The 17,634-nt window shown below is 44.8% G+C and carries 15 protein-coding genes; 8 read left to right on the top strand and 7 right to left on the bottom strand.

The genetic code is table 11. The features are described from left to right. Positions 1 to 15: 15 nt before the first annotated feature. The 4 genes from SIO70_RS12045 to SIO70_RS12030 all read right to left on the bottom strand — a co-directional run bounded on the left by SIO70_RS12045 (position 16) and on the right by SIO70_RS12030 (position 6,296). A complete protein-coding gene (locus SIO70_RS12045; RefSeq protein WP_320581106.1) occupies positions 16 to 585 on the bottom strand; it encodes a Crp/Fnr family transcriptional regulator in 570 nt (189 codons plus the stop codon). 105 nt (positions 586 to 690) lie between these two features. Next, positions 691 to 2,211 carry a S10 family serine carboxypeptidase-like protein gene (locus tag SIO70_RS12040; protein WP_320581105.1) on the bottom strand — a complete coding sequence of 507 codons (1,521 nt, stop codon included), beginning with the start codon at positions 2,209 to 2,211 and terminating at the stop codon, positions 691 to 693. Between the two features lie 174 nt (positions 2,212 to 2,385). Continuing rightward, complete coding sequence (locus SIO70_RS12035) at positions 2,386 to 3,858, bottom strand: alpha-amylase (protein WP_320581104.1); 1,473 nt, start codon at positions 3,856 to 3,858, stop codon at positions 2,386 to 2,388. Between the two features lie 182 nt (positions 3,859 to 4,040). After that, positions 4,041 to 6,296, bottom strand: coding sequence for a DUF5703 domain-containing protein (locus SIO70_RS12030; protein WP_320581103.1), 2,256 nt, complete (start codon positions 6,294 to 6,296; stop codon positions 4,041 to 4,043). A 210-nt stretch (positions 6,297 to 6,506) separates the two neighbouring features. Between SIO70_RS12030 and SIO70_RS12025 the strand changes: the two genes are divergently transcribed. The 3 genes from SIO70_RS12025 to SIO70_RS12015 are packed head-to-tail and all read left to right on the top strand — an operon-like array spanning position 6,507 to position 9,621. Further along, complete coding sequence (locus SIO70_RS12025) at positions 6,507 to 6,938, top strand: Rrf2 family transcriptional regulator (protein WP_320581102.1); 432 nt, start codon at positions 6,507 to 6,509, stop codon at positions 6,936 to 6,938. Between the two features lie 41 nt (positions 6,939 to 6,979). Then, entirely contained in the window at positions 6,980 to 7,342 is a 363-nt protein-coding gene (locus tag SIO70_RS12020) for a group III truncated hemoglobin (protein ID WP_320581101.1), read from the top strand. A gap of 32 nt (positions 7,343 to 7,374) precedes the next feature. Then, entirely contained in the window at positions 7,375 to 9,621 is a 2,247-nt protein-coding gene (locus tag SIO70_RS12015) for a nitric-oxide reductase large subunit (protein WP_320581100.1), read from the top strand. Positions 9,622 to 9,680: 59 nt separating this feature from the next. On the opposite strand, the gene SIO70_RS12010 is transcribed toward SIO70_RS12015, so the two are convergent. Beyond that, positions 9,681 to 10,469: a class I SAM-dependent methyltransferase gene (locus SIO70_RS12010; RefSeq protein ID WP_320581099.1), complete on the bottom strand. Its 789-nt coding sequence runs from the start codon at positions 10,467 to 10,469 to the stop codon at positions 9,681 to 9,683. Next, positions 10,457 to 11,413, bottom strand: a complete 957-nt coding sequence (locus SIO70_RS12005; protein ID WP_320581098.1) for an ABC transporter ATP-binding protein — start codon at positions 11,411 to 11,413, stop codon at positions 10,457 to 10,459. The genes SIO70_RS12010 and SIO70_RS12005 overlap by 13 nt, the downstream gene beginning before the upstream one ends. Positions 11,414 to 11,512: 99 nt before the next feature. Between SIO70_RS12005 and SIO70_RS12000 the strand changes: the two genes are divergently transcribed. The 3 genes from SIO70_RS12000 to SIO70_RS11990 all read left to right on the top strand — a co-directional run bounded on the left by SIO70_RS12000 (position 11,513) and on the right by SIO70_RS11990 (position 13,591). Continuing rightward, positions 11,513 to 12,460, top strand: a complete 948-nt coding sequence (locus SIO70_RS12000) for an aldo/keto reductase (protein ID WP_320581097.1) — start codon at positions 11,513 to 11,515, stop codon at positions 12,458 to 12,460. Between the two features lie 103 nt (positions 12,461 to 12,563). Then, complete coding sequence (locus tag SIO70_RS11995; RefSeq protein ID WP_320581096.1) at positions 12,564 to 12,869, top strand: hypothetical protein; 306 nt, start codon at positions 12,564 to 12,566, stop codon at positions 12,867 to 12,869. Positions 12,870 to 12,889: 20 nt separating this feature from the next. Beyond that, positions 12,890 to 13,591, top strand: a complete 702-nt coding sequence (locus tag SIO70_RS11990) for a DUF1361 domain-containing protein (protein WP_320581095.1) — start codon at positions 12,890 to 12,892, stop codon at positions 13,589 to 13,591. On the opposite strand, the gene SIO70_RS11985 is transcribed toward SIO70_RS11990, so the two are convergent. Beyond that, entirely contained in the window at positions 13,580 to 14,989 is a 1,410-nt protein-coding gene (locus tag SIO70_RS11985) for a sugar MFS transporter (protein WP_320581094.1), read from the bottom strand. The genes SIO70_RS11990 and SIO70_RS11985 overlap by 12 nt on opposite strands. A 185-nt stretch (positions 14,990 to 15,174) precedes the next feature. Between SIO70_RS11985 and SIO70_RS11980 the strand changes: the two genes are divergently transcribed. Both SIO70_RS11980 and malQ read left to right on the top strand, forming a co-directional pair. Beyond that, the gene (locus SIO70_RS11980; RefSeq protein WP_083720517.1) at positions 15,175 to 15,888 is read left to right on the top strand and encodes an NUDIX hydrolase; all 714 of its coding nucleotides are present in this window, start codon (positions 15,175 to 15,177) and stop codon (positions 15,886 to 15,888) included. A gap of 303 nt (positions 15,889 to 16,191) precedes the next feature. Next, a complete protein-coding gene (gene malQ / locus SIO70_RS11975; RefSeq protein WP_320581093.1) occupies positions 16,192 to 17,562 on the top strand; it encodes a 4-alpha-glucanotransferase in 1,371 nt (456 codons plus the stop codon). Positions 17,563 to 17,634: the final 72 nt, after the last annotated feature.

Below are 17,634 nucleotides of genomic sequence, written 5' to 3'. Positions count from 1 at the left end.
AAATCTTGAACTAGTTCAAGATCTTTTTGCCCTGATCTTGCTTAAAAACTCTGCACTAAACCCCAGGTAAGAAGCTAACATGTATTGGGGAATACGCTGTATAAACTCCGGGAACAAACTATTAAAATGATTATATCTTTCCTCTCCACTCGTGGTAAAAATATACTTAATCCGCATCATAGAAGCCGCATAAGATCGCTGTAAGACCAATCTGAAATACCGCTCCATTTTAGGTACCTGCCTAAACAATTCATCTTCCTTTTCCTTATCCAACACCAGCAATTCAGTAGGCTCCACTGCCTGTATAAAAAACTCCGAAGGCTGTCTACGCTCCAAACTATCATAATCCGCTATCCACCAGTTTTCCAGTGCAAAATGCGTAATCTGCTCTGCGTCGTTTTCCCCGACGATATACTGCCGCAACAATCCTTTTATTACAAAATATCTTCCTGTACAGATCTTTCCCTGTTTGAGCAAATGTGTTTTCTTACTCACTTCTTCATATCTCATGCAGGATAATAACAGCTCCTGTTCCTCGCTGTTTAATTCTACAAAGCGTTGTACATGTTGTAGCAGTCTTTCCATAGTGATTCAAAAAGAAGAGAGTGTATTTAAGGTCTGGCTGTTTCCACCAGGTACCCTAATAAAAACAGACTGTATCGTAATGATGATACAGTCTGTTTAAAAAAGTTATTCATATTTAGCAGGCGTACCCTTAGCTGGTGTTGCCTCTTTAATAAATTTCCTGAGGTTCTCTGTAGCAGTAGCCAGATCGTCTTTGCGCAGGTACATCATATGTCCACTTCTATAACCTTCCCATTTGATACGGCTTTTCAGTTTACCGCCTGGATCCAGTTGCCAGATGCTATACTTTGCATTGAAATAATCACAGGCTCCGTCATAGTAACCAGATTGTACCAGCAGGTGCAGGAAAGGATTCTGTGCAATTGCCTGACGCAGGTTTTCGCCAGTTTTATTATTCTGATTATCCCATGGCCATACCTGTCCGAACATGTTATATTTCAGATCAGTTTTATATTCCAGTTCATCACGCAGGTAAATGTTGATAGCAGGGGTAAAAGCCTGTAACCATGCAGTCAGTTCTGCATTGTAATCAGGTCTGCTACCACCATTTTGCTTATCCAGACCTTTGTATCTTGAATCGAGGCGGCCAATGGTATAACCCTGGTCACGCAGTAATTCTTTCCAGAATAAGTTATAGGAAACGATGAGGTTATTTTCCAGGAACACCTGTGCAGATAATCCACTGTAGCGGCTCATACGTTGAGCCAGTGCTTTCCGTTGTGCATCATCCAGAGAGCCGCCTTTTGATATAGCAGGCACCAGTTCATTGATGGTAAAGTTTTCTACTTCCGGCAATACATCATTAAGATCTTTGGATTGCAGGTCTGCAGGGAGTTTTTTGTGATACCATGCCGTAGCCGCATAGTAAGGAAGGCTCAGTGCCTGATCCAGCGGACCACTGCGTTCAATACCTAAATCGGTTGGAGATACGAGCACGACACCGTTCAGGTACATCCATTGTTCATCCTGCAGTTCCAGTGCTAAACCAGATACACGGGTAGTACCATAGCTTTCGCCGATCAGGAATTTAGGAGAGGCCCAACGGCCTTTGCGGGTTACGAAAGTATTGATCCATTCTGCCAGGTATTTGATATCTGCATTTACGCCGTAAAAGCGGGAACCGGGAACATCTTTGCTCACAGGGCGGGAATAACCTGTATTCACAGGGTCTACGTAAACGATATCTGCCACATCCAGGATGGAATTTGGGTTTTCGCGCATACCGAATGGCTGCACAGGATAACCTTCATCATCGATGTTGAGAAGACGGGGACCGGTATAACCAATTTCCATCCAGACAGAAGGGGTGCCGGGTCCTCCGTTGAAAGAGATAACCAGTGGGCGGTTTGATTTATCCTTGATGTCTTCCCTTTCGTAATAAGTGTAGAACACACCTGCCAGTGGGCGGCCATCTTCGTCCCAGATAGGCATGCTGCCTGCCTGAGCGGAGTAAGGAACGCGTTGGCCTTTGATAGTGACTTCGTGATGGGTCACTACAGCGGAGTCGATTTTCAGGATCCGGCTGGGTGAAATGGGTGCGTCGTTTTTAAATTCTTTATTTTGTGCGTTTAAATGGCTGAGTATGCTGCATGACAGCGCCAGTGAGAGACAAAGGATTTTGGTCATAATTCAGGTTTAGAGAGCGTAAAGATAAAAAGTTTTAGCCCTTGGGTGGTTACCTTCCATATAATTGGCCGGGTTTACAGGGGCTTTTATTTGTTACGTCTTATTAACTGATTATGATTCCGTTTTCCATTTATCTCTGTTTGATTAAGTATACCTTTCAATTCATCTCCGTTTCTATCTCGCTTCCGCCCACACAGCCACCGATCCGGCTCCACAGGTAAATTCTGCCCAACCATCCTCACCCACCGTAATCTCCTCTTCCCGGCTACCCGTTATATCCCTGAATTTTTTCCCTGCATGCCGTTGCCCTATTTCCATATGTTTATTCCCCTCTTCCCCATTCGACATCACCACCGCACAACCAGCACCTGCATGCTCCTCATCGCCCTCCCTCGTCCAACCAATACAATTCGGATGGTCAAAATAATCCCGCTGCATACCATACGCATATTGATCCCTTGCCTTAATCAACTTATCCAGGCCTAATACCGGTGCAATCGAAATATGGCAATCATTCCCCTCTCCATCCTTATCAGTATACTCTGCCCCATACAGATCTGCATAAAATACACATGGATAACCATGCTCTCTCAACAAGATCAACGCATACGCCAATGGTTTAAACCAATCATCCAGGGGGGCCTCCAGCGCCTGCAAAGGTTGCGTATCATGATTTCCCGCTACCGTCACCGCCAGAAAAGGCTTGGTGGTCACCAGCGAATCATCCAGTATTTTACTCAGATCATAATCTTTTCCACTCTTTGATGCATGATGCAGGTTATGATGCAGAGAAGAATCAAACAATGACATTCTTCCCTCTGTAGCATCTATATATTTCAATAATAAATCCAGGTGCCCAGGTGCCCAATACTCCCCTACTGCAAACATTTCCCGTCCTGTATGTTGCCGCATCTGCTCCAGCCATTCCTTGAAAAAGTCAGGGGTAATGTGCTTTACTGCATCCAATCTGAATCCATCGAATTTCACAATATCATAATACCATTCTCCCCATCTCCTAAATTCTTCCCTCACCTCGGGATTACGGAATTCCACATCGGCACCCATCAAATAATCGAAGTTGCCTTTTTCATCATCCACGACCTCTTCCCAACCTTCTCCATATTCGTTCTGAATGGTAAAGATCCCGCTCTCCTGCGTATCTGCAGCATAGTCGATACCTGTAAAACACCGGTGATCCCATATAAACTGTGAATATTGTCCTTTCCTGCCCGGAAAGGTAAATTTGGTGTAGGCTTCTATTTCGTAAGGCTCAGAAATGAATTTATTCCTGTTTTCCATATCTACCTTCCGCACTGTCACTTTCTCTGTTTCATCTGCGCCTATCATATGATTGGCCACTATATCCACATACAGTTGCATGCCTGCATCATGTATGGCTTTTGCGGCGGCAATATATTCGTCTTTGGTACCGAATCTGGTACGTACAGATCCTTTCTGATCAAACTCGCCCAGGTCGTACTTATCGTAAGTGTCATAACCATGGCTGTTAGCGCCATCGGCTCCTTTATATGCAGGAGGAAGCCATACGGCGTTGATGCCCATCGCAGCCAGGGCTTTGGCATTCTTGCTTACTTCTTTCCATAAACTGCCATCTGCGGAAGTATACCAGTGGAAATACTGGATCATCGTACCGTTTTGCATATCTTTTGCTATCCATTTGGGGATAAATAAGGTAAATCAAATCATATGCCACCACAGTTTGGATTGATCAGCTCTTTACTGCCGGGAATACTTTCAGAGATCAATCACAACCCCCGGTCCGGGTAAATAACATCCTACTCCGTTGCTGCCGGGGTTACTTTCACAGATCAATCCCCCCTGCCTGGGTAAATAACATCTTTCTCCCTTTCCTTCGGGTTTACTTTCAATGACACAACCTTCCCCCCTTTCACCACTGCCTCCACAGTCGTTTTATAAGGCGCATGCAATTTGAAAGATACATCCCACTCTCCCGGCCATGCGGGTAATAAATAAATTTTTCTGTCATCCGTTTGTAGCAGCATTTCCTGCACCCCTATCATGGCTGATCCTCCCCAATTATGATCCGGTGTCCAGTCAAAACCCGGGCCCCAGAATGTAGAAAAACGATGTGGCCCATCTTTAAATTTCCATCCACTTAATTTTGCCGCATCTGCTGTCAGCCCCAATCTGGCAGCAAAGATGGAATACTGTTTCCAACCTGTATAATCCCATTGCGCCACTGCCTGAGGATCGTATTTATAAGTATTAATAGCCGTATCCAATCCATGTTTTCCAATGCCATAAATCCCCCAGGGAAATACAGGATAAAGTTGTGGCGTTTCCCTGTTCTGAATCCTGTCCCATTTCTCTGCTGGCAAAATGGTGGTATGACCTTCATATTCACCTAAAGGAATGGGTGGCAAATGCGCCAGCATCGTATCCCATTTTGGATCAGGTGCAACCAATATTAATCTTTGTAAAATCGTCTGCATCGCTGCTATCACAGTAGTGGAATTATAAGTTAGCTTATACGTCTCCGCAGCAGAAGTAGGATAAAATATATAATGCCCCTGTGCATCGAATTTGTGATAATGTGCATCATAAAAAGACAAACAACTATCTATAAACGGCAGGTATTTTTGTAAATTCACACCATCATATCGCTGCTCATCCAACATCATCAGACAAAACTCAAACACCGTTTCCCATTCGTACTCCAACCATTTATTGTATTCTACACCGGGGTCAGTACCAGCCGGTCTTTTCGGGTGGTACTCCGTTACATTGGGCAGACCAAAATTTTCTATTTGCTCCGTAAAGCACGCCCCGCCATGGTTCCAATACACCCTGCTACGCAAAGATGCATTGTGTAATATGCGCAGGTAAAAATCAAATTGTGCTTTCAACATATCTCCATCTCCGTTTTTCAACATGGGGAAATAAACCAGTCGTTGATTTTGCGCGGTCATGGTACCTCCACCCCATGCCCTGAAGTCAGGGGAAAAATGTTTACTGCTATCTACATAACAAGGATCAAATGTGAATAAGCCGCCGTTGAATTTTGTAGGCCATTCACCATATGCATTGCAGGCTAACTGATAACGGAATAGTTCATAATTACGGCCTATTGTACGAACAGCAGCGTCTTTACTATCAATATGAATATAGCTACGGGTCCAGAATTGTTTCCACCATTTGATGCTGCGTCGCCGCTCCAAAGACGACTCCATTGATGTCTCTACCGATACAGGCCCTGGTTCCTTTATTAATGCCCGCAGCCCTTCTTCCCATTCCTTTGATGTATTCGTCTGTGCTACATGCAGTCCTATTGTTATTTCCTGCGACTTTACCGGCCTGGATGTTCTCAATTCCCACCCCCGGTATTTTGTATCTGCATATTGACCAGCAGTACGATCCCCTGCTACCATTCCTTTCCCCTGCATAATTCCTCCAAAAGTATTATGCCGGATTGGGTTATATAACTGATCCTTCACAGCAGACATTCCTTCCATCCGCACTGTATAATCAAAAATATCCTCCTTATCATCTCTGTTGCGATGATAAAACTGTACCCTGTTTTCCACAAAAGAAACAGTATCCTTATAAGTCGTAACCGGAAAAGGTTGTAATACCTTGTATGAATTAGCCCTGCACTCTACCGCATCAGTAATAACATGATCCTCATATCTCCATGATTCATAAACAGCACTCATCCGCACGGCTGTTTTACTTTCCATACTCACATGCACCACCGGGTGAAATACATCTACCCACAATACGATGCGTACCCCGCCTCCACTTACAATCACGCTCCCATCCTGCAAGTGCAACTCCTGCGTGAAGTCTCCCTTGTCAAACGGCCTGCCTTCTACACGTATTCTTACCCTTCCCAACTTAAGCATGGCATTATTCTCATCAAACGTACCGCTGCGTGATAAATAAAATAGGAGATCTCCCTTTTCTACCCACACATTCAACCCAATATCCCCACCTCCACACGGCATAGATTCGCCCGCATGCTGGCTTTGGGTATTCCACACCAGCTGCGCATCCGTTTTCAAACAGGCAATCAATAAACAGGATAACAAAAGTCTATATAACATGGAATTGATTGTAAATGCTACACTTAAAAATACTGCATAGGTTTTCAAAAATAAAATCTCATCTCTTATATTGTTATGGTCTGCCCCCCATTTGTCCATCCATCCAATTTTGCCCCCTTCTATGAGCAAGCGGCCGGCTTGACTAAATTCAAAACGGACCCCAATAAAATACTTTTTTGTCTTTTATTAATTCCACCCTATCTTTGCCCTATGTTTTCAAAAACCTGCGAATACGGCATCAGGGCAATGATCTATATTGCACAGCAATCCAAAAACAACGTCAAAGTCGGCGTAAAGGACATTGCTGCGGGTATTGACTCCCCTGAATACTTCATCGCCAAAATCCTGCAGGAACTCACCAGAAAAGGCTTACTCCTCTCCTTCAAAGGCCCCACCGGCGGCTTTTACCTGGATGACAAAGCCCTTCAATGCTCTATCGCCGACATCGTCAAAGCCATTGACGGCGACAAGATATTCTCCGGCTGCGGACTTGGCCTGGATTACTGCTCAGAAACCAAACCCTGTCCCATCCACCACGAGTTCAAGAGAATCAGGGAAGACATGGCTAATATGCTGAACAACACCAGACTGGACGAGTTTCACGAAAAACTCACCAAAGACATTGGGTTCCTGAAACGCTGACATTTTTTTTATACTAATAAAAGACAAAAAGGTATTAAATTATGCTAACCGATATAACAACCGAAGAAGACATACAACTCATGGTGCATACCTTCTATGCCCGGGTAAGAGAGGACAACACCATAGGTCCCATCTTCAACGCCCGCATCAAAGACTGGGATACCCACCTGCAGAAACTATGTAACTTCTGGAGTACACTCCTCCTCTATACCAGAAAGTACGAGGGCGATCCTATGAGTGTACACCGCGGAATGGCCATCGACACGATGCATTTCAATACCTGGCTCTCCATTTTTCATCAAACCATAGATGAACTGTTCGCCGGCGAAACTGCACAGGCAGCCAAAAACAGGGCACAAAAAATATCGGCCGTCATGCAACATGCAGTGACCCGCCCGGCATAATACCACATCTCTCCTTATTAAAATTTAATAAAATGACCGTACGAAAACTATGGATAGGCCTTGCCATGGTCTTACTATCCAGCTTTGCCGTCTTAATTTACTTTGGCAAAGACATCTATCACCAACTCCCTCCTATACCGGATAAAGTCACTGACGAATCAGGCAATGTCCTCTTCACAGGACAGGATATCCGCGATGGACAAAATGTATGGCAATCCATCGGTGGCCAGACTGTAGGCAGCATATGGGGCCACGGTAGTTATATCGCTCCAGACTGGACAGCAGACTACCTGCACCGCGAATCAACCATCATGCTGCATGCACTCGCCATTGCAGATCAAAAAGACTATACACAACTGCCTGACGACGTACAGGCCATGTACCAGCAAAGACTCAAAAACACGATCCGCAAAAACACATTCGATGCCACCACCAACACCATCGTATTTGTACCTGCGAGAGTAGCCGCTTTCAACGAACTCTCTACTTATTACGGCAACCTGTTTATGCGTGAAGGAGATCCTGCTTTCGCAAAACTCCGCGAACAATATGCGATCCCTGGACATACCATTAAAGATCCTGAACGCATGCGCAAGATGAATGCATTCTTCGCATGGGCTACCTGGGTTTGTATCACCGAACGCCCTGGAGGTACAGTGAGTTATACCAACAACTGGCCCGGTGATGAAATCGTGGGCAATGTTCCTTCCTCCTCTCTGCATCTCTGGTCTGGATTCAGCGTGTTATTGCTGTTAGCATGTACCGGTCTGCTTATCTTTTACCACGCACGTAATGCAGAAGAACATACGACTACGCTACCTACTGAAGATCCCTTACGGCATACCGTGATTACACCTTCCATGAAAGCTACGTTAAAGTACTTCTGGATCGTGAGTGCACTGATCATCGTGCAAATGCTGGCAGGTGTGATCACGGCCCACTATGGCGTGGAAGGGAATGCATTTTATGGGTTACCGTTAGATAAATTTCTGCCTGCTTCCGTATCACGTAGCTGGCATGTTCAGTTAGCGATCTTCTGGATTGCCACTTCCTGGCTGGCTACAGGGCTGTACATAGCTCCTGCTGTATCCGGCCATGAGCCTAAGTTCCAGCGCCTGGGTGTAAATATCCTATTTGCAGCATTACTGATTGTTGTAGTAGGTTCCCTGATCGGACAATGGCTGGGGGTCATGCAGAAATTAGGATTGGTAGACAACTTCCTGTGGGGACATCAGGGTTATGAATATATAGAACTGGGAAGAATATGGCAAATACTGTTGCTCGCAGGACTGGTGATCTGGTTAGTTTTAATGCTGAGAGCATTGTTGCCTGCATTGCGGAAAAAAGATGAAAGCCGCCACCTGTTGACCCTTTTCGTCATCGCTTCTATAGCGATTGCTGTATTCTATGCAGCTGGATTGATGTATGGCAGACAAACACATATGGCTGTTGCAGAGTATTGGCGCTGGTGGGTAGTGCATCTGTGGGTAGAGGGTTTCTTTGAAGTATTCGCCACAGTGGTGGGTGCTTTCCTATTCTGCCGACTGGGATTATTGCAAATCAAACCTGCTACGACTGCGGTACTTTTCTCTACGATCATCTTCCTCTTTGGTGGTATCATTGGTACCTTCCATCACCTGTACTTCAGTGCTACTCCGATCTCTGTACTCGCACTGGGTGCGACTTTCAGTGCACTTGAAATCGTGCCGCTGGTAGTGATAGGTTACGAAGCTTATCACAACTACACATTAAGCAAATCCACACCGTGGATCAAAGCTTATAAATGGCCGATCTATTGCCTGGTAGCCATGTGTTTCTGGAACTTCCTGGGTGCAGGTATCTTCGGTTTTGCCATTAATCCTCCTATTGCGCTGTACTACATACAAGGTCTGAATACTACGGCAGTACATGGTCACGCTGCATTGTTCGGCGTGTATGGAATACTGGGTATTGGTCTGATGCTGTTTGTGCTGAGAGGGTTATATCCTGACAGACAGTGGAATGATAAACTGTTGGGCTGGTCTTTCTGGCTCACCAATGCAGGCCTGCTTGTGATGGTGACGGTAAGTATGTTGCCAATGGGCATTCTGCAGGCAATCGCTTCTATACAACATGGTTACTGGTACGCCAGATCTGCGGAGTTCATGCATACTGATACCATGCAGACACTCCGCTGGTTAAGAGTGCCAGGCGATATATTGCTGGCGGCTGGTGAATCCCTGCTGGTGATTTTTGTAATTGGATTAAAGACCGGGTGGTCTTTAAAAGAAGAGCGTTAAAAAAAGAGGTAATGCCTGCTGCGGGTTCTCCTGCGGCAGGCTCTTTTATTTTCTGAGAATTAGTGAATTCCCTCTTTCATAGATGTGTTATGGTTGATGTACAACTTCGTATCATAAGTAATCGTCACTTCTCCATACCGCTGATTCACCTCAAACAACTCCGTCAGCGCTTTCATCATCTCCTCATAATTTTTCTGCCCCGGTTGCGGCATATAAGAAGAACTTAACACCTGCCCTTTCAACCCCTCAAAGTCCAGCTGCTGACTATGCCTGAAGTAGTGTATTGCCATCGTAGCAGGTGCAAAAAACGCTGTCAGTTCCGGCTCATGTGCCTTCCTGATCTCATGATAATCCGTTCCATATTTCGCTTTAATATCTTCATACCCTTTATCAAACGGAGAATCCAGCGTACGCAAATTCCACAGCAATGCAATATGCCCACCAGGTAATAAGATGCGATCAAACTCTTTCCGTGCCAACACAGGATCTATCCAGTGAAAAGCCTGCGCCACTGTAATAAGTTGTACTGACTGATCTGGTAAACCAGTCGCCTCTCCTGAACCATCGAGAGAAGAAAAATTGGGGTAGTCATTCAACTGTGCTTCTGCCGACTCACGCATCTTTGCATTCGGCTCTATTGCATACACAGTCCAACCTTTTTTTAATAATAATTCTGTCAGAATACCTGTACCGGAACCAATATCTGCCACTGTTGCATCACTGGTCAATCCACATTTTGCCTGCAAGAAATCAAGTAACGAATCCGGATAGGTAGGACGGTATTTTTTGTAATTGTCTACCCTGTCTGAAAATCTTTCTTTGGAGTTAAACTTATCTAAAGACGCCATATACTATCAGGTTTAATAGTAAGATATACAGTGCTCCCCTTTTTAGTCAGTACATCAGTAGGTGTTCTGACCAACAGGGAACCTCCCGGAACCTTTACACGCACCTCATACGCACTTCCCATATAATCTACTGCTTCTACAATACCTTTGATACCGGATTTATATGCAAACTGCAAATTCTCGGGGCGAATAAATGCTTTCTCTTCGCCTGTAAGCTCCAACACCTTCGCATCTACCAGATTATATGGACCAAACAACGCTGCCGTATATTCATCCACAGGATGATTGTATACATCAATCGGCGTGCCTTTCTGCACAATCAAACCATCTTTCACCACCAGTATTTCATCTGCCCATGACAGCGTATCCTGTGGATCATGTGATACAAGCAGACAGGTCAGGTCCAGCTTTTCACCGATTTCCCTGATCACCGTTTTCAGGATCTCTTTATGTGAGTAGTCCAGGTTGGAGAAAGGTTCATCCAACAGGAACAATGTAGGATGGCCAATTAACAACCGGGCCATAGCCACACGTTGTTTTTCCCCACCTGAGAGCTGATCGGTCCGTCTCTTCATCAGGTGATTGATCCTGCATATGCTATAGAGTTCGTCTGCTTCATCATCCGTCATCTTATTGGCATATTCCAGCACCTGCTCTACCCTGTAGTTCAATCTCAGTTCATAATGCTGACTCAGGTAAGCAATACCAGGTTCGCCGGGAAGCAGTCTTTCGTGTGGGCCTTTCACCCGCGTACCCTCAAATCGTACTTCTCCTTCATCTGTCTGCATCAATCCGGCTACAATCTTCAGTAAGGTACTTTTCCCGGAACCGGAGGCACCTACAATTGCAACCTGCTGGTGCTTCTCCTGCGAAAAATCAATACCCTTTAATACCCATTCGCCATTCTCCTGTTTACGGATCCCTGTTGCTGTTAAAAAACTCATAATAAACAAAAGTAAAAGAAATATACAATTAATTGCCCCCATTTTACAAACCCTGCGGTCGCTATTTGGGGTACTTTTATCCTCTCAAATTGATGAAAGATGAAAAAGATAACTATTGGAAAAACAGATCTGCAGGTTGCTCCTATCAACTTTGGTGGTAACGTATTTGGCTGGACTTTAGACGAAAAACAATCATTTGAAATATTAGATGCTTTTGTCAATGCCGGCTATAACTTCATTGACACTGCGGATACTTATTCCTGGTGGGTAGAAGGCCATAAAGGTGGTGAATCAGAAGCTATCATAGGTAAATGGATGAAAGCGCGCAACAACCGTGATAAGGTTGTCATCGCTACCAAAGTAGGTTCTCAGAACAAGGAACATAAGGAAGATGTGAGCAGGGCACACATCCTGAAATCAGTGGATGAGTCATTGCAACGATTACAAACAGATCATATCGATTTGTACTATACACACTTTGATGATAATGTGACACCAGTAGAAGAGACATTGTCTGCCTACGATGACATTATCAAAGCTGGTAAAGTAAGGTACATTGCGGCTTCCAACCTTACACCGGAGCGCCTGACCGAATCACTGAAACTGGCAGAAGAAAAAGGTTTACCCCGTTACCAGGCTTTACAACCACATTACAACCTGGTAGAGCGTGCGAATTTTGAAACAAAATACCAGCCTATTGCACAGCAGTATGGTTTGAGCGTAATGCCTTACTGGTCGCTGGCAGCAGGTTTCCTGACAGGTAAATACCGTTCTGAAGAAGACTTAAAGAAGAGTGTGCGTGGTGAAGGAGTGAGGAAATACCTGGATGCAAAAGGTATTGGTGTATTAAATGCATTGGACACAGTAGCAGCAAACCATAATTCTAAACCTGCAACTGTTGCATTGGCATGGTTGCTGGCGCAACCAACCATTGCAGCGCCGATCGTGAGTGCTACAAGTCAGCACCAGCTGGATACGCTGGTGGCAGCACCGGCTTTACAGCTGGATGCGGAAGATCTTGGATTGCTGGATAATGCCAGCAAATAATTGTTATCGGCTTAGATAGCTGGCTGCAGCCAGCGAATGCCAGCAAAGTGGTAAACTGGTACCCGCAAAAGCGGTAAAGTGATGTCCACAAAAAATTAACGTTTTGTTGAAAGACCACCCGCAAGCCAATCTGACGCCCAAAAAAATCGCTTCTGCCAAAAACAGCAGCGATTTTTTTTACCTGGTAAAGTTAAATTTCATTTACTTTGTAAAACAAAGCACTTTCATTCATATGATAAAAAGCAACCAACGGAGCGCTCATTTTGAGCAGAATGCCAACAAACACCTCAACTCACTCACGGTAGAGAGCGCCGGCCGGGTAGTGTACTACCCCATCAAAGAAGCCGCTCCCATCCTGCATCCCCGCTATGCCTATGTATTATCACTGCAGCCAAAAACAGTAAATTGAGCATGAATAACCTGACCATTATGTTGAAAAGAATTTCCCCACTCGAAAAAATGCTGGGTATTGCCATTGCTTTTACGATGGCACTCCTGGTAGCACGCGTTCTTCGCTATCATGAATATTTCTATTTATTCTATACCTGGAACACATTCCTGGGTGTATTACCCCTCATATTCAGTCGTAAATTGGCCGGATTGTCCGGTATCAATCTCCGTACTGTCGGTGTGCTGGCTTGCTGGCTGGTATTTTTCCCCAATGCGCCGTACATGATCACAGATCTCTTTCACTTTCATGAAAGACCACCTGTGCCACTGTGGTTCGATCTCCTCATCGTCTCTTCAGCAGCCTGGAACGGCTTGTTGCTGGGAATCATTTCTCTAATGCAGGTAGAACATTTTCTGTCCCGGCATGTGAAAGGGCTGTGGGTAAAAGTGATCGTGGTTGTTAGCTTTATTCTATGTGGGTATGGAGTATATATTGGCAGGTTTTTGCGGTTCAATAGCTGGGATGCTGTGACTAACCCGGAAGCGTTGTTATTCACCATAGCGCATCATTTGTTCAAACCATATGATCATATGGGTGCGTGGGCATTCAGCATAGGCTTTGGGGGGATGTTCGGCATTATTTATTACACTTTGCAGCAACTGCATCATCATAAAAAAAGCGTCCCTCAAAACGAGGGACGCTTATCAATATCCTGCAGTCAGACTACCTTAGTGTCCTGACTTTACTGATGTCATTTCCAAATTCTTAAACCGCTTCATACAATACACACCAAAACTCAGCACTACTCCATAACAAACCAGCGGAACTACCAATGCATATTGTACCCCAATCGCATCTGCCAGTGCACCCTGTATCACAGGCATAATCGCACCACCCAGAATCGCCATCACCAACAGAGATGAACCCTGACTGGTATAAGTACCCAGCTTGGCAATCGCCAGTGTGTAAATATTGGAGAACATGATGGAGTTGAAGATACCGATACCTACAATGCTGAACATCGCAATCTCTCCCTTGTTAATGATAGCAGATGCCAGCAGGAACATATTGACCAGGGAGAAAATCACCAATGTACGGGCAGGAGCGGAACGGCCCACCAGGAATCCTACAAAGTTGAGTGCAATAAAGATCAGGAAGAACGCGATCTGGTCAAATGGCATACCTACCAACAGGTAAATCACCACAAATACCGCCAGTGCTGTTACCAGCATATACGCTGCTTTCTTTGCCTGGCTCATGGTATGGCTCAGGGAGATAGCACCTACGAAACGGCCTATCATTGCACCACCCCAATACAAAGCCAGGTATTTTTTCGCTTCAGTTTCCGGCAGACCAGCGATATCCTGCAGACCCAGGAAACTGATCATAAAGCTACCCACGGCTACTTCACCACCTACATAACAGAAGATGGAAAGCACACCTCTTTTCAGCTGTGGAAACTGTAATACACCCAATCCTTTCGGTTGGTTTTCTTCATCTACTGCAAATGCAGGCAGTTTTACACGCCAGATCAGCAGCGCTACAAGCAAGAGGATACCTGCAAAGATCAGGTAAGGAATTCTCGTTGCTGCGGCACTGAAACCACCATTGGGATCCTTGAACAGCTCAAATATCAGGTGACCACCTAATATAGGCGCTATCGTAGTACCGAATGAGTTAAACGCCTGTGTGAGGTTCAACCGGCTGGAAGCACTGTCTTCCGGCCCCAGCAGTGATACATAGGCATTCGCGGTAATCTGCAATACGGTGAAGCCCAGACCTAGCACAAACAATGCGCTCAGGAACAGACCATATACACCATATGTAGCGGCTGGCAGGAATAATACGCAGCCCAGCGCTGACAGGATAATTCCAAAGATTATCCCCTTCTTGTACCCCACTTTATTTACAGGGTCCCCGTTGTAATAGGAAATAATGAAATAGATCAGCGAACCGATAAAATATGCGCCAAAGAACGCAAACTGCACCAGCATCGATTTAAAGAATGTGAGCTGGAATAACTCTTTCAGGTAAGGGATCAAAATATCGTTCATACACGTGATAAATCCCCACATAAAAAACAATAACGTGATCGTGATCAGTGGAATTGCATTGTTTCCTTTTTTATGATTGTTCATAACCCGGACTTACGTTTCATTGTTAAAGTTGGCAAAACACAAACATACGCCTATCTGAATCATTTTTGGTCAAAAAAAGGGCAAAAACTTTCAAAATCATATAAGTTTCCTTGCCATGGAAACGAGAATCAGGCAATTCCCCGTGTTAGATCATCACTAATGTTAAATCTATTTATCTTTGTCATATGCGGAATACTGAGATTGAAAAAGCCAGCGAGGCGTTATGGAAAAATGCCCTACCTCACCTATCTGTCGACTGCGTGGTTTTTGGCTATCACCAGGGCAGTTTCAATGTACTGCTGGCAAAAATGAAAGGAGATAACAGCTGGATACTCCCCGGCGGTTATATTCAAAAAACGGAATCGATTGATGATGCAGCGAAGCGGATCCTCTTCGAACGAAGTGGTGCAGAAAAGGTGTTTCTGGAAGTATTTGGGGTATTCGGAGAACCTAACCGCTCCGAGGATTATTTTGCAGCGTACGATGATAACCTGTGGCATAAGATGCGCTTTATTACCATTGGTTATTATGCGGTAATAGACCAGTCGCAGGTCACTCCTGTTCCTGATATGTTCAGTGATGCCTGCGAATGGATGCCGGTTTACGAATTGCCCGAAATGGTCATGGACCATCGCCAGATCATCGATAAGGCCCTTGAAAAACTGCGGGATCAGCTGTATCACAAGCCGATTGGGTACAACCTGCTGCCGGAGATCTTTACCTTGCCACAACTGCAAGCCCTGTACGAGAAGATTATGAATCAGAAGTTTAACAGGGGGAATTTTTACAGGAAGATTATGAAGGAGAATATCCTGATTAAACAAGGGGAGGCGAAGACAGGAGGTGCGCACAAGGCGCCACATCTGTATAAGTTTGATCCGTCGATTTATACTAAATAAAAATAGGGTTCACGTGCTCAGGGAGATGACAGGCTTTTGATTAGCCATGTCACGGAGATACACATGCCCTTAATCATGATCTGATTGCTGTTTCTACAACGTCAAATAAGTGAATTCGTACCAATAATCTAATTCCCTTATCACACTGATTCACCTAAACAGGTGGCTTCAAATCAGGAATAATTAATTTCCTCATCACAGATCCCCCCGGATAAGTAGATTTATACCCACATCTTTTTACACAAATACACGTAGTAATATCTCCATAACCGGACTGGCACAGAAGTAGCTGTACATTTACATATGACAACTATTTCACAACGTAGTGCCGGTATACTTCTACATATTACTTCTCTACCCGGGCCTTTTGGCGCCGGCGATCTAGGCCCATCCGCTTATCACTTTGCAGATCAGCTGCACCGGGCCAGGCAATGTTATTGGCAGGTATTGCCTGTCAATCCTTTGCATCCGGAACATTTGTCGCCCTACAGCCCAATCAGCAGTATGGCAGGCGAACCATTACTGATAAGCCCGGAATTGCTGGCAAAAGAAGGGTTACTCACCCCTGCCCAGCTCAGCAAGTGTCACTTGCCTGTTTCAGACAAAGTTGATTTTGCAAAAGCTATTCCTGTCAAAGGAGCTTTACTGGAAATCGCTTACCTGAATTTTGTACAGACACAAGATCAATCGGCCTTCGAAAATTATTGCAGGGAACAGGCATATTGGCTCGATGAGTTTACAGATATTCAACGTGAGAAATGGTATCAATTTAAATTTGACCAGCAATGGGCAGCGCTCAAATCCTATTGCAATGACAAAGGAATTCTACTCTTTGGGGATCTCCCCTTTTATATGCATGGCGATGCCTGCGATGTAAAGGCCCATCCTGCATTCTTTAATCTCAATGGTGTAGGTGGGGTACCACCGGATTATTTTAGTGAAACAGGGCAATGCTGGAATGTACCTGTGTACGACTGGGATGCGCTCAAAGCAGATAATTATAGTTGGTGGATACGAAGAATAAAACGCAACCTGGAAAGATTTGATATTATTCGTCTTGATCACTTCCGCGCCTTTTCTGCTTATTGGGAAATTCCGGCTGGTGATACCACGGCTGTGAATGGACAGTGGAAACCGGGTCCGGGAGCGGGTTTGTTTGAGAAATTTAAAGCACTGTTTCCAACCATGCCTTTTATTGCAGAAGATTTGGGTACTATCGATGCACCTGTGAGGGCCTTGCAGGAACAATTCAATTTGAAAGGTATGCGGGTGTTGCAGTTTGGTTTTGGGAAGGATATCCCGGAGAGTGATCATGCACCGCATCATTTTATTTCGAATGTGGTGGCGGTGACGGGTACGCATGATAATAATACATCTCGTGGATGGTATGAGGAAGATGCGGATCGCAAAACAAGATTAAACTTCCGGGAATATGCAGGGTTGAAAATAGTGCCTGAAAAAGTGGCGCGTATTTTATCAAGGATGGCTTATTCTTCTGTAGCAGATATTGTGATTTTGCCTATGCAGGATGTGCTGGAGCTGCCTGGTGATGCAAGGATGAATCATCCTTCGGGGAGTAATAAAAACTGGAAATGGAGAATGATGCCGGGGCAGTTTAAAAAGAAGAAAATTAAACGATTGAAGAAGTGGGTGAAGATGTATGGCCGGAGATAACCATGACGGTTTCTGGGAGGTATGAGTGATTAAAATACACTGCAATTTTCCGAGAAACTACTTCCCTAAAAA

It is taken from the genome of Chitinophaga sancti (assembly GCF_034087045.1).
Lineage (GTDB): Bacteria > Bacteroidota > Bacteroidia > Chitinophagales > Chitinophagaceae > Chitinophaga > Chitinophaga sancti_B.
The sequence above is the reverse complement of the archived record's forward strand: the minus strand, read 5'-3'. Positions and strand labels throughout refer to the sequence as shown.

Coding starts and splice junctions, on each gene's coding strand:
- SIO70_RS12030 (WP_320581103.1), bottom strand. CDS start 6,296: ATGTTATATAGACTTTTGTTATCCTGTTTATTGATTGCCTGTTTGAAA.
- SIO70_RS12020 (WP_320581101.1), top strand. CDS start 6,980: ATGCTAACCGATATAACAACCGAAGAAGACATACAACTCATGGTGCAT.
- SIO70_RS12015 (WP_320581100.1), top strand. CDS start 7,375: ATGACCGTACGAAAACTATGGATAGGCCTTGCCATGGTCTTACTATCC.
- SIO70_RS12000 (WP_320581097.1), top strand. CDS start 11,513: ATGAAAAAGATAACTATTGGAAAAACAGATCTGCAGGTTGCTCCTATC.
- SIO70_RS12010 (WP_320581099.1), bottom strand. CDS start 10,469: ATGGCGTCTTTAGATAAGTTTAACTCCAAAGAAAGATTTTCAGACAGG.
- SIO70_RS12035 (WP_320581104.1), bottom strand. CDS start 3,858: ATGATCCAGTATTTCCACTGGTATACTTCCGCAGATGGCAGTTTATGG.
- SIO70_RS11980 (WP_083720517.1), top strand. CDS start 15,175: ATGCGGAATACTGAGATTGAAAAAGCCAGCGAGGCGTTATGGAAAAAT.
- SIO70_RS12025 (WP_320581102.1), top strand. CDS start 6,507: ATGTTTTCAAAAACCTGCGAATACGGCATCAGGGCAATGATCTATATT.
- SIO70_RS11985 (WP_320581094.1), bottom strand. CDS start 14,989: ATGAACAATCATAAAAAAGGAAACAATGCAATTCCACTGATCACGATC.
- SIO70_RS12005 (WP_320581098.1), bottom strand. CDS start 11,413: ATGAGTTTTTTAACAGCAACAGGGATCCGTAAACAGGAGAATGGCGAA.
- SIO70_RS12040 (WP_320581105.1), bottom strand. CDS start 2,211: ATGACCAAAATCCTTTGTCTCTCACTGGCGCTGTCATGCAGCATACTC.
- SIO70_RS11990 (WP_320581095.1), top strand. CDS start 12,890: ATGTTGAAAAGAATTTCCCCACTCGAAAAAATGCTGGGTATTGCCATT.
- SIO70_RS12045 (WP_320581106.1), bottom strand. CDS start 585: ATGGAAAGACTGCTACAACATGTACAACGCTTTGTAGAATTAAACAGC.
- malQ (WP_320581093.1), top strand. CDS start 16,192: ATGACAACTATTTCACAACGTAGTGCCGGTATACTTCTACATATTACT.